This is a genomic window from Bacillus cereus group sp. MG1, from assembly GCF_040460035.1.
Classification (GTDB): Bacteria; Bacillota; Bacilli; order Bacillales; family Bacillaceae_G; genus Bacillus_A; species Bacillus_A cereus.
In genome coordinates, this window is the sequence record NZ_JARVGY010000001.1 from 776,969 (window position 1) to 790,385 (window position 13,417).

Genomic DNA, 13,417 nt, shown 5'->3' on the forward strand with positions numbered 1-13,417 from the left:
AAAAGCGAAAGCCCGCTTATTGTTATAAACGGGCTTTTTTTCTATATTCTAACCTTTTCTACCGCTTTTATTTGGCGATACTCTGGCTTCCACATTGCTTCTTTCACTGCCATCTTGATATCGTTATCACTTAAGTTCACTCTTGCAACACCTTCTGCAACTGCAACTTTAGCTACTTCAATTGCAACCATTTCTGAGATATTACGTAATTCTTCGACCTCTGGTAAAATAGGTGCTCCTGGCTGACTTGTATCTACCATACTTGCAACTGCTTCAGCTGCTGCTGCGAACATTCCATCCGTCATGACGCTTGCTCGTACTACAATTGTTCCAAGACCAAGACCTGGGAAAATCAGTGCATTATTTGATTGTCCAATCACATACGTTACACCGTTATATGTAACTGGTTCAAATGGACTTCCTGTTGCAACTAACGCTCTTCCTTCTGTCCACTCGATTAAATCTGCTGGTTTTGCTTCAGCAAGTGGTGTCGGATTCGACATTGGTAAAATAATTGGTCTTTCTACGTGAGAAGCCATTTCTTTAATAATCTCTTCTTTAAATGCACCTGCAACAGTAGATGTACCAATTAAAATTGTCGGTTTTACATGTTTCACAACTTCAGCAAGTCCGATCACATCATTTTGCTTCCACCCACTTACTTCTACTTCTTTTCTTGCGTACGGAATTTGGAAATCAAGAAGATCTTCCATATTATCTGTAACTAACCCGTTACGATCAATACACCAGAAACGCTTATATGATTCTTCTTCAGATACGCCTACGCGGACCATCGCATCTCTAACTTGATCTGCGATACCGATTCCAGCCGTACCAGCACCAAATACAACAACGCGGTGTTCACTTAGCGGTACACCAGAAGCTTTCACTGCCGATAATACTGCCGCAAGTGAAACTGCACCTGTACCTTGAATATCATCATTAAACGTACAAACATCATGACGATATTTATCTAAAATTTTTCGTGCGTTACGAGAGCTAAAGTCTTCCCAATGTAAAAGTGCTTTCGGGAATTGTTTGTTTACCGCTTGTACAAACGTATCAATAAATTCATCGTAAGCTTTACCTGTTATACGAGGGTGACGATTTCCAATATAAAATGGATTGTTTAATAGCTCCTCACGGTTTGTACCTACATCTAAAATTACCGGTAATACACGACTAGGATCGATTCCAACTGCAGCAGTGTAAACAGCTAATTTTCCGATTGCGATGTTAATACCACCAACGCCCCAGTCACCAATTCCTAATATGCCTTCTCCATCTGTTACAACGACTAAATCAATGTTCTCAGCTGTTGCACCGATATTCGTGAATGCTTCTTCGATACCTGATGGATCGTTAATTGATAAATAAACACCACGTGGTTTACGATATTCATGACTATATCTTTGAATTGCTACACCGACAGTTGGTGTATATACAATCGGTAACATTTCACGTAAATGATCTGTTAATATACGATAAAATAATACTTCATTTCGATCATGTAACGCAGTTAAGTATACATTCTTTAATAAATCATCCGGCTGAGAACTAAATTGTTCGTATGCTCGGCGTGCCTGTTCTTCTAACGTTAAAACCGCTGGCGGTAATAACCCTTTTAAACCTAACTCTTCTCTTTCATTTTGTGTGAAAGCTACCCCTTTATTTAAAAGTGGTGTTGATAATACTTCTGCTCCTCTTAATGTTGTTTCTAATGCGCCATTAGAAGCTACTGTAAACTTGCTCATAACATCCCTACCTCTATTCATATATAGCATTTCTATATTGTAAACAAAAAAGAGGGGATTGTCCCCCCTCTTCTTTTAATTTTTCTTTAAAAGAGTTGCTCCTGCAATCCCTGGGTGTGTCATTTCGAATGGATCTAGAATTAACTCTAAGTCTTCTTGTGACAATACACCATTTTTCACACAAAGTTCTCGAACGGATTGGCCTGTTGCAATTGCTTCTTTCGCAACGCGAGCTGCTGCTTCATAACCGATATGAGGGTTCACGGCTGTAATAATTCCTACACTTTTCTCAACATACTCTTTTAAGCGATCTTCATTCGCTTCAATTCCTTTTAAGCAATTATCTGTAAAGGCACGGAAACCGTTATTCATAATGCTAATCGATTGAAGTAAGTTGAAAACAAGTACTGGTTCCATCACGTTTAATTCTAATTGTCCTGCTTCTGAAGCAAGGCAAATTGTATGGTCATTACCAATTACTTGGAACGCAATTTGATTAATTACTTCTGGCATAACAGGGTTTACTTTCCCTGGCATAATAGATGAACCTGGTTGACGAGCTGGTAACATAATTTCCGCTAAACCAACACGCGGACCTGATGCCATTAAGCGAAGGTCATTCGCAATTTTAGACATATTCATCATACATACTTTAAGCGCTGCAGATACTTCAGTATAAGCATCCGTATTTTGCGTCGCATCTACTAAATCTTCTGCACCAACAAGCGGTAATTCACTAATTGCAGCTAAATGTTTTACAACTGCTTCAATATATTCTGGATCTGCATTTAAGCCTGTACCAACTGCAGTTGCTCCCATGTTCACTTCATATAAGTGTTGACGTGATTGCTGAATGCGTTTCATATCACGTTCAAGTACACGTGAGTACGCTTTAAATTCTTGTCCAAGGCGAATTGGCACAGCGTCTTGTAAATGTGTACGTCCCATTTTAATCACATGATCGAACTGTTCGGCTTTTAATTCAAATACATCATGCATATAACCCATCGTTTGTAATAAGCCTTCTAATGCATTTAACGTTGCGATATGAATCGCCGTTGGGAATGCATCATTTGTTGATTGGGCCATATTTACATGACTATTTGGACTAATATAATGATAGTCTCCCTTTTCCATTCCTAATAATTCAAGAGCACGATTGGCAATGACTTCATTTGCATTCATGTTCATTGAAGTACCCGCTCCGCCTTGGATTGGATCTACGATGAAATGATCATGCCATTTTCCATCAAGAATTTCTTGAGCAGCTTCTGCGATCGCACCGCCCTTGTTTAATTCCAATCTTCCTACATCTGTATTCGCAAGCGCTGCAGCTTTTTTTACAATTGCGAACGCTTTAATTAAACCTTCATGGATTTTGTATCCTGTAATTGGGAAGTTTTCAACTGCACGCATTGTTTGTACGCCGTAGTATGCATAGTTTGGTACTTCTTTTTCACCTAAAAAATCTTTTTCAATTCGAACACCATTTTTAACTTCAGTTAATGTTGCCATGATTATTCACTCCTTAACGATTTCTTATGCTGCTTTTGTTTCTTTGACTGTTTCTACATATTGTTTTGCTTTCTCATTATCGAATTCGCCTTCCCACTTCGACATAACAATGGCCGCTAATGCATTTCCTAATACATTGACAGATGAGCGAATCATATCTAAAATGCGGTCAATTCCCGCAATTAATGCGATACCTTCTAGTGGTAACCCCATTGAACCTAACGTTGCTAATACAACAACGAACGATGCACCTGGAACTCCCGCCATACCTTTGGATGTTAACATGAGAACGAATAATAACGTTATTTGCTCCGTTAGTGACATGTGCACACCGTACATTTGTGCAACAAACAATGCCGCTAACGCTTGATAAATAGCCGATCCAGTCAAGTTAAATGTATAACCTGTCGGAATTACGAAAGAGGCAACTGCCTTTGGACAACCGAACTCTTCCATTTTTCTCATTATATTAGGTAAAACAGCTTCTGAACTTGCTGTCGTAAATGAAAGAATCAATTCTTCTTTTAAAATTTTTATTAATGTAAAAATGTTTACTCCAACCATTCGTGCATTAATACCTAATACAATCACAACGAATAGTATAACAGTTACGTATACAGCTAGCACTAGTTTTCCTAGCGGAAGTAGTGTTGCTACACCAAATTTTGCAACCGTAACGGCAATTAATGCGAATACACCAAATGGTGCAAATTTCATAACTTGATTTGTAACCCAAAACATGGCTTCGAGTACGCCTTCAAAAAAGTTAAAGACAGGCTTTCCTTTTTCCCCAATTGCCGCAACTCCTAAGCCGAATAATACTGAGAAGAATATAATCGGTAATAGGTCACCTTGTGCAATCGATTCAAATACGTTTTTCGGTACAATGTGAACAATTGTCTCAGCAAAACCTTTCTTCTCTGTTGCATCTGCAGTTTGTTTATAAGAAGAAATATCACTTTGCTGTAAATTACTCATATCAACACCAGTACCTGGTTGGAATATATTCGCTGCAAGTAATCCCATTAAAATAGCAATCGTCGTAATAATTTCGAAATAAAGAATTGTCTTACCACCCAGTTTCCCAAGCTTCTTCATATCTCCTACACCAGCTACTGCAACAATTAATGCTGAAATAACAATTGGTACTACAATCATCTTAATTAAGTGAATAAATATATCCCCAATTGGTGTGATATAAGAAATCGCCGTTTTATTGCCATAAAAGACTGCCCCTACTACAATCCCTAAAACAAGCGCGACAAAAATTTGTGTTGCCAATCCGAATTTTTTCATTTATGTTCATCCCCTTCATGCGAACGCTTTCAATTTGAATTTATAAAAGCTACTCACACATCTTATAAGCGAACCTACAAAATCATACAAAAACCTACAAGTTCGTCACAAAAAATTCAAATATTTTTCTTCTTTTTTTCATTGACACCATTTTGTTAAAAAACGATAAAATAAACTTGATAAGTAATCAGATTGTTTCGTATAATCAAAAAGATATATACTTAAAACAAATCAAAATGAAAAGGAGTGGATGTTATGAAAAACTATACAAAGCAATTCGTCCTATCTTCTTCTTTTCTTTTTCATTTTCTTAAAAAGGAACAAAGGCATTCGCCTTTGTTCCTTTTTTATTGCGATCTATATAGGGGGAATTGTTATGAGGCCATATAAACGTGTCTTAATTAAATTAAGCGGCGGTGCACTTGCCGATCAAACTGGAAATAGCTTTAACTCCAAACGATTAGAACATATCGCAAACGAAATTTTATCCATTGTTGATTTAGGTATCGAAGTATCCATCGTCATCGGTGGCGGTAATATTTTTAGGGGGCATCTAGCTGAAGAGTGGGGAATTGATCGCGTAGAAGCTGATAATATCGGTACACTAGGTACGATCATTAACAGCTTAATGCTTCGCGGTGTTTTAACAAGTAAAACAAATAGAGAAGTACGCGTTATGACGTCCATTCCATTTAATGCAGTAGCTGAACCATACATTCGCTTACGTGCAGTCCACCATTTAGATAACGGCTATATCGTTATCTTTGGAGGCGGAAACGGGCAACCGTTCGTGACAACAGATTATCCAAGTGTACAAAGAGCTATTGAAATGAATAGCGATGCCATATTAGTCGCAAAACAGGGTGTCGATGGCGTTTTTACAAGTGATCCGAAGCATAACAAATCAGCAAAAATGTACAGCAAACTAAACTATAATGATGTCGTTAGACAAAATATACAAGTCATGGATCAAGCGGCATTACTGCTTGCCCGGGACTACAATTTACCAACGCATGTCTTTAACTTTGATGAGCCTGGAGTCATGAAAAAAATATGTTTAGGTGAACATGTGGGGACGTTGATTAATGATGATGTTACGATGCTTGTGCATGAAAAGTAATGATTTCCCACCAAAAAAGGGTGCCTTTTGTAGGCACCCTTTCCTAATTCATCATCACAAATAGAACTCAACCAATCCCGCCACTTTCTCCTTACAACGCTCCCAAAAAGATAACTTTTCAAAAAACTCTTTCGTCATTTCTTTCGAATCATGAAAATCCTCTGTTAACGCCTTATTAACTTGTCCTACAATAGGACCACCATAAATATAAAAATTCATTTCATCATTTATATTGAAGCTACGCGAAGTAAAGTTTGTTGTACCAATAACGGTTAATTCATTATCAATAAGCATTAATTTGCCATGGAACATTCCTTTTTTATACCCATATACAGTAATCCCATTATTAACAGCTTGACGTATGTATGGATACGCCGCTTCTTTTATAAGAGGTAGATCTGGTTTATATGACCAAAGTATTTTTACTGTAACACCACGCTTTTGTGCTGCGATTAAAGCATTCATGGACTCTTTATTTTTTGCTATAAAATACGGCGTTGCAATTACAATGGAGTGCTGAGCTTGTTTTATGAGCTCTATATATTTTTCAGCAACGTAATGCCCATTGTAACTAGTCATAGTATGTAATGTATTCCCTTTACTAGCTTTATTCGTACTCCTCTTTATCTCTTCTTTCGTATCTCGTTTCCAATCTAAAGCGAATTGCTGTTCTAAATCTTTTGCTCCTTCTCCTTTAAGCCGTACATGATAATCACGCCAATATCCAAATCGCTTATCTTTCCCTAAGTACTCATCTCCTATATTAAATCCGCCTGTATAGCCAATCTCTCCATCAATCGTCGTAATACGGCGATGATTACGATGGTGAAATGAATAAAATCCGAATGGCAATGCAGGTTTTCTACTATATGTAAAATGCACACCACTTTCCCGTAATTCATTTATCATCTTTCTTTCAAATGATAAATCATTAATGCGATCAACTGATAAATAGACGTTTACTCCTTCTTTTGCCTTCTCTTTTAATAAGTTTAAAAAAGTATGACTACTTTTATCATCCGACAAAATGAAGAAATAAGTGTAGATGGAGCTTTTCGCTTTTTTAATATCTTCAAATAGCTGCTCATATAATGATTTCCCTTCTACATATAATTGAAAATCACTATAATGAGGCGCATACTCTGTCGGCATGTTTTTTCCAGCTTCCATTTTCCTACCTAAGGTAACATCGATATGCATACAAATTAAAATAAAAACGAAAATAGCAATAATAATAGAAGTAACTCTTAATATTTTTTTTATCATTTTGGTTTCCTTCCAATCATATTCCTTACTATTTCGTAGTGTTTCATTTAAATATGTTTTCATACGAAATGTATTTCTTATTTTTATTGATACTGAACAGTTAAAGGAGATACGAATATGAGAAAAGGAAAAACTCCTATTGTTTTTATCCCAGGTCTTTTCGGTTCAATGAGCAATATTATTATTCCCGGCACTGGTAATTGGAGTTTTGGACTTTCTGCATTTGTTTACGAACCATTCATCATGATGCTAGAAAGTATGGGGTACGAACGAAATAAAGACTTGTTCATCTGTTTTTATGACTGGCGGCAGCGTATTGTTCTTTCTACACAAAAATATTTATTACAAACGATTGCTTATGCTAAAAAGATTACAGGTTGCGATAAACTAAATTTAATTTGTCATAGTATGGGCGGCCTTCTTGGACGTTCTTACGTTCAAAGTGACGAATATAAAAATGATGTGAATCAACTTATAATACTCTGCACACCAAACGCTGGATCTCCACCAAATTATAGTTATTGGACTGGAGGCAGTCTCCCTATCCATGCCTCTTCTAAAATAAATATCGTTCATTTTTATATGGAACAATATATTTGTTACTTAAGCATCTTACATAAAATCAATAAAGTTGAGGCGATACACATTTACTTTCCAGGATTACAAGATGTTATTCCTTGTAAAGATTACGGAAATTATTTATTTATAAAATCCGACTCTTCTATTACATTTCTTCCTTATAGTAAGATGAAAACGAAAAACCCTTTCCTCGATATATTAAATACAAATAGATTTATTATACAAAAAAGAAATATTGAAACGACACTCATTGCCGGAGATGGAGAGGAAACAACTCAATATTTACAAGTCGTCCCTTCACATTCCAAACTGAAATGGACAGACGGCAAAGTCGTCGGTGATTTACTTACAAAACATGGTGACGGTAACGCTGTTCTACATAGCGTTTTTCTTCTAGAGGGAAATAAATATGTTTTGCATGCTTCACATAACGAAGTGCTCTACAAAAGCATTCCTATACTACAAAAGATACTCTAAGTTTCAAACAAAAAAGGTATGGCATTAAGCCACACCTTTTCACATTAAACAAAATTTCTCGCGTCATTATTTCTTCCAAACTTATAAATAGCAATTAAGAAGAATGCAATTGCGAAAGCGAATAAAATTAAAATGTTTAAATACAACTCCGAGAATGGTATTCCCTGCTGCAGTTTTGATATCGTATCTAACAACCAGCGCTGCGGAAGAAAATTAGCTACTTTTTGTACTGCACTTGGCATAATGTCATATGGGAAATAACATCCAGCAAGTAAGCATGTTGGTACAATGATCATATTTTGCATCGCATTTGCCGATGCTGAGTTTTTCGAAAAAGCTACAAGGACTAATGATATTCCAATTGCGATTAATGCAAATAGCATTAGTACGCCCATCATCACTATGAAAGGCATATTGATATTCGTATGAAAAACATTCGTTAGGAATAGGATTGTAATCAAAATTTGTACTGTTAGTATTATGATATTTACTCCGACATTAGATAATATAAACTTCTTCCCATCTATCGGCGTTGATAATAGTCTAAAGTACGTTCTATTCTCTTTTTCTTTTAAAATATGACCTGATAAGTTCGCTGCTGAAAACAGCATAAACATAATAAGGTAACCCATCGTTTGATTTGTCATATCTTTATTTTTCGAAGTATCTTCTAGCGTCTCAGTTTTCATTTTAAATGAACTTTTTTGATACCCTGCGTACATATTGTCGAATGTGCTTTGATCTGTTCCGGCTACTTTACTAATAGCTGCTATATTATCAATATAATTATATAAATATGATTTTATAAATCCTGTTACTTGATCACCTTTAATCGATGAAATTTCAATATGCTCTGGTTTCCCTTCTCGAACACTTTTTGAAAAACCAGAATCTAATGTAATAACTCCATCAAGTTTTTTGGAAGTGAGTTTATCTTCTATTTGAGACTCCTTAACCTTACTCACATTCACATGATTTAATCCTTCTAAAAACTTTATCGTATCATTTGCTATCGGCTCATTTTCTTTATTTACAATCCCGATATTTAACGTTCCTTGCCCTGCATTTCCGTATATCGAGAAGGAAATGAGCGTCCCTATTATCGGCAAGCTAATTATAATTAGTAAACTTTTTTTATTTTTCAAAAGCACAGATAACGTTTTTTGTATGAGCCATAAAATATCCTTCATACTATAGCCCCTCCCGTCTACGTAATGCAATAATTGCAATTAATAAAAAGAGTGCTGAAATTCCAATGTTTAAAGAAATGACTGGTAGTGCTGCCCCTACATCATTTGCATAAATAATTTTCATAACAGCTGTATTTGCCCAAGTTAATGGCGATAAATTCGTAACGAAATTTTCTTCTACTACGAAATATGCACCTCCAAAAATAGAAGCTAATTGCACAACAACCATAATAATTGCCCTAGACGCTTCAGCTGTTTTCGTGATATATCCGATTCCTAAACCGAAGCTAATTGCTAGAAAGACTTGTGTTAATAAAATAAGAAATATGATTCCAAGATGGTCGCCCCAATTCGCTTGAAAAACAAATTTACTAAATAACATGACGAGTAATATGCACAGGGCATTTGCTACTAGGCTACCAAGTACTTTTCCAATGAATATTTCAGCTTTACTTATAGGTGCAGCAATGAGACGATCTCCTGTTTTACGTATTCGTTCTCCTCGAATTAAAGAACTCGCTCCCATCGCAGCATACAGTGCAATCATCGTTGTCATTACAACCGCGTAGTAATCCATAGAACCTGGTTTTTTCGCAGCTTGTAAAGATGTTTCTTTTATATAATCATTATGGTTTCCGTTTGAAATAACTGTGCTCACCTTAGTAGGATCTACTTTTGCAACTTCGACCGCTACATTGTACTTATCAACAAATGTTGTAAGCATTCCTTCCACAATACTCCCCTCAATACTACTTTTGTCACTTCCGTAAAATTTTGCACCATCTTTATTTAACTCTACATAAGCAGCATATTTATTTTTCTTCACTTCTTCTTTCCCATCTATACTGCCGGAAGCTTTTTTAAAATGAATACCTGATTTATCCACTTCTTTCGTAAATGCTGCAAATGATTGAGAAAACGTGCTACTCGCTTCATCTTTATATAGCACTTGTATATCTTTAATCGAATGACTATCACTATTAAATGCGTTGGTTAACGCTGTTCCTAACACAAGCATAAGTACAATCGGAAATGCTAACATAAAAACTAAAGTTCTTACGTCTCTGAAATCTCTTTTAATATGCATAATTGCAATATTGAAGATGTTCAATTGATGAACCTCCCTTTACCTTTTCTTCATTTACCTTTTATTTATCTCGTAAGTTTCTTCCGGTTAACGTAAGAAATACTGTTTCTAAGTTTGGAGCCTGCTCCTCTAACGAACGAATTTCAATGTCATGATTAATGAAATGCTGAATAATTTGATTTAAATTATTTAATCCTGCATCCGAGTTTACCTTGATTACGTTCTCTTCAATTTGAACAGCTTTCACACCGTTTATCTCTTTTAACTTTTCTACATCTAAATTTTCTACTGACTTCACTTCAATCCAAATATCTTTCGTATCTGTAATAATCGCTTTTAACTGTTCTTTCGTACCTTCTGCAATCACTTTACCATGGTCGACAATTGCGATTTTCGTACAAATCTCTTCTACTTCTTCCATGTAGTGGCTCGTGTAAATAATAGTGCTTCCCATTTCATTTAACTTCCGGACAGACTGAAGAATATAGTTTCTTGACTGCGGATCAATTCCAACTGTCGGTTCATCCATAATAATTAACTTCGGTCTATGTGCAATTGCACAAGCAATATTCAATCTTCGTTTCATCCCGCCAGAAAAGTTTTTCGGATAACTTTTATGTTTATCGCTAAGCCCCACAAATTGCAGTGCTTCCTCCACTCTCGCTTTTAGCTCAACTCCTCTTAATCCGTACAACCCAGCAAAGAATTTCACATTTTCATAGGCAGTTAACTCTTCATAAATCGCAATATCTTGCGGAACGATACCGATATTCATCTTCGCAAATCGGTTATGTTTCTTTATATTTTTTCCTAGTATGCTAATTTCGCCTTCATTACTTCTTAACAAACCAGCAATCATATTAATCGTTGTACTCTTACCAGCACCATTCGATCCTAAAAAGCCAAATATTTCTCCTTCTTTAATAGATAAAGACATATTATCAACTGCGATGAAATCACCAAATTTTTTCGTTAAATTTTTAATTTCTAATGTATTCATCATTTCACCCCTATTTCGGTTTCTCTGCTTTTAGTATAAACAAAAAGAATGAACCTGCTCAGTGCAGAAGTTCATTCTTTTCACATGAGATTATTCACTTTTTTCATATGAGATGATTCATCCTCATATCGGCAACAACATTGTTACTGCAAAACCACTTGTTCCATCTACAATAATTTTTCCGTTTACTGACGCTGTTCGCTCCTCCATCCCCATAATCCCGAGACCTTTCTTAACGAGAACCGCACCTTTTCCGTTATCCTTCACTTGTACTTTCACCATCTTGTTAAGTACATGAATATCAATTGAGATGACTGTCGCATCAGCATACTTCATCGCGTTCGTTAATGCCTCCATAACATTTTCACCAATAATTTTCCACTGTATCGGAGAAATCATATCTAAGTTCCCTTTATAAACGAAAGGAATATTCACATCATTCTTACCGGCAAATTCCTCTATGAATAATTTCATACGATGAATACCAATTTGCTCAGTTGGTGGCTTCATATTTTTCAATGTAATGCGAATACTTTCAATTCCATCTTTTGAAATGTGAATTGCATTTTGTAATAACTCCGCAGATTTTTTTTTATCTATTTCCATTAACCTCTTTGCTGCCTCCATTTGAATAAGTGCACCCGTCATCGAGTGACCAATTTTATCATGAATTTCTTGCGATAACCGATTTCTCTCTTCTAGCTTAAATGTGTATTCAGATTGTCTTATGTACTCTTTATTTTCATGTAAGCTTTTCGTAAGTCGTTGCATATCTTTTCGCATCTTATCATTTTGCGATTCAAGCTTTACTACACGCGATATATATCGATCTGCAATAGTTAAAACGAGAAAAGAAAATGCAACAATTAATCCATAAGTCATTCGAATACTTTCATCTGCAATCGTAATTGGGAGCATCATAACGACAAAGCGTGGCCAATTCTTTTCTATGTAATAGAATGTAATTTCGTATAAGTTCAAAGATAAAAACAAAATAAAAAATGGATGAACCCTCCATGTAAATAACATAACTACGCCAATGGATATACAGATTAATATTTTTTTATACGTATCTTTTTTAAATATAGAAATCATTACGTTTACAGAAAGGTAAATAAGTAAAGTAAATATAACCCACGGTAAATTTGCTACATTTGCGTAAATATAACTGAACACAATATATAAAAAGACAATTAATTTACTTACAGTTAACCAAAATTCCATATCATTAATCTACTTTCCCTGTTAAGTAATAAATCGCAATTTGTGTGCGATGTTCAAGTCCAGTTTTCCCTAAAACTGACGTAATATAATTTGCAATTGTTCCCTCAGATATAAAAAGCTGTTTCGAAATTTCTTTATTTGAGAAACCTTTTGCAATTAATGCGATAATACTAAGCTCCCTTTCTGTGAAAAGGCTCTTATCAATTTTACATTCTTCCTCTTTACTTTCCATTAAATTAGACTTAATTTTATCGAGGACAACATCTTGCATAACAGTTTGACCGTTATATACTCCTTTTATCGCATCACGAATACGCTCCGGATCGTTATTTTTTAATAAATAACCTTTCGCTCCGTTTTTTACTGCATCCAAAATATATTCATCATCATCAAACGTCGTTAAAATAAGCGGTTTTGTTTTCGTCTCTTCACAAATGAACTTCGTCGCCTCTACACCGTTCATATTTGGCATACGAACATCTAAAAGAGCAATATCAACTTCATGCTTTTTACAATACGCTACAGCTTCTTCCCCATCATTTACAGTATCTACTACTTCAAACTCTTCGTATGTATTTAAAATAATTTTCATACCTTCTCTAATAAAAGAGTTATCATCTGCTATTAATATTTTAATTTTCATGTTTGTTAGTATGGACCTTTCCCTACTAACATTCACATCCTTTCTCCGTGTAACATTTCCTACTTGCTCATTATATACTTCTCTTTACCATTTTTTCACACCTTTTTTCATCTAGCTCTCCCGCAAAAAATATATTATTCTTTTTTTACAAAATGTGTAGGGTGACTTATCATTCTTTACGTCTATATAATAGAATGCGTCAAAAAGGAGGGAGAGACCGATTGAGGAAAAACAATTAATTGAAAAAGCACAGCAAGGAAGCGAGC

At 35.4% G+C, this 13,417-nt stretch carries 11 protein-coding genes; 2 read left to right on the top strand and 9 right to left on the bottom strand.

What is annotated here, in order from left to right; translation table 11 throughout:
* Positions 1 to 41: 41 nt before the first annotated feature.
* The 3 genes from malS to QCI79_RS03770 all read right to left on the bottom strand — a co-directional run bounded on the left by malS (position 42) and on the right by QCI79_RS03770 (position 4,565).
* Positions 42 to 1,754: an oxaloacetate-decarboxylating malate dehydrogenase gene (gene malS / locus QCI79_RS03760; RefSeq protein WP_002100899.1), complete on the bottom strand. Its 1,713-nt coding sequence runs from the start codon at positions 1,752 to 1,754 to the stop codon at positions 42 to 44.
* Positions 1,755 to 1,829: 75 nt separating this feature from the next.
* Positions 1,830 to 3,269 (bottom strand): aspartate ammonia-lyase, encoded by a 1,440-nt coding sequence (gene aspA, locus QCI79_RS03765; RefSeq protein ID WP_000224178.1) that lies wholly within the window; start codon positions 3,267 to 3,269, stop codon positions 1,830 to 1,832.
* Between the two features lie 24 nt (positions 3,270 to 3,293).
* Positions 3,294 to 4,565, bottom strand: a complete 1,272-nt coding sequence (locus QCI79_RS03770) for a cation:dicarboxylate symporter family transporter (RefSeq protein ID WP_000713291.1) — start codon at positions 4,563 to 4,565, stop codon at positions 3,294 to 3,296.
* Between the two features lie 376 nt (positions 4,566 to 4,941).
* Between QCI79_RS03770 and pyrH the strand changes: the two genes are divergently transcribed.
* Positions 4,942 to 5,685, top strand: a complete 744-nt coding sequence (gene pyrH, locus QCI79_RS03775) for a UMP kinase (protein ID WP_001248061.1) — start codon at positions 4,942 to 4,944, stop codon at positions 5,683 to 5,685.
* Between the two features lie 54 nt (positions 5,686 to 5,739).
* On the opposite strand, the gene cls is transcribed toward pyrH, so the two are convergent.
* Entirely contained in the window at positions 5,740 to 6,951 is a 1,212-nt protein-coding gene (gene cls, locus QCI79_RS03780) for a cardiolipin synthase (RefSeq protein ID WP_000591912.1), read from the bottom strand.
* A gap of 117 nt (positions 6,952 to 7,068) precedes the next feature.
* On the opposite strand from cls, the gene QCI79_RS03785 reads away from it, so the two are divergent.
* The gene (locus QCI79_RS03785) at positions 7,069 to 8,007 is read left to right on the top strand and encodes an esterase/lipase family protein (protein WP_001225400.1); all 939 of its coding nucleotides are present in this window, start codon (positions 7,069 to 7,071) and stop codon (positions 8,005 to 8,007) included.
* Between the two features lie 44 nt (positions 8,008 to 8,051).
* Here QCI79_RS03785 and QCI79_RS03790 read toward each other — a convergent pair whose 3' ends face one another.
* The 5 genes from QCI79_RS03790 to QCI79_RS03810 form a co-directional block, all read right to left on the bottom strand.
* Positions 8,052 to 9,197: an ABC transporter permease gene (locus QCI79_RS03790; RefSeq protein WP_000651885.1), complete on the bottom strand. Its 1,146-nt coding sequence runs from the start codon at positions 9,195 to 9,197 to the stop codon at positions 8,052 to 8,054.
* A 1-nt stretch (position 9,198) separates the two neighbouring features.
* On the bottom strand, positions 9,199 to 10,308 hold the full coding sequence (locus tag QCI79_RS03795) for an ABC transporter permease (protein ID WP_001020151.1): 1,110 nt from the start codon (positions 10,306 to 10,308) through the stop codon (positions 9,199 to 9,201).
* Positions 10,309 to 10,345: 37 nt separating this feature from the next.
* Positions 10,346 to 11,284, bottom strand: coding sequence for an ABC transporter ATP-binding protein (locus QCI79_RS03800; RefSeq protein WP_001093830.1), 939 nt, complete (start codon positions 11,282 to 11,284; stop codon positions 10,346 to 10,348).
* 123 nt (positions 11,285 to 11,407) lie between these two features.
* Positions 11,408 to 12,508 carry a sensor histidine kinase gene (locus QCI79_RS03805; RefSeq protein WP_000397685.1) on the bottom strand — a complete coding sequence of 367 codons (1,101 nt, stop codon included), beginning with the start codon at positions 12,506 to 12,508 and terminating at the stop codon, positions 11,408 to 11,410.
* A gap of 4 nt (positions 12,509 to 12,512) precedes the next feature.
* On the bottom strand, positions 12,513 to 13,151 hold the full coding sequence (locus QCI79_RS03810) for a response regulator transcription factor (RefSeq protein WP_000694093.1): 639 nt from the start codon (positions 13,149 to 13,151) through the stop codon (positions 12,513 to 12,515).
* Positions 13,152 to 13,417: the final 266 nt, after the last annotated feature.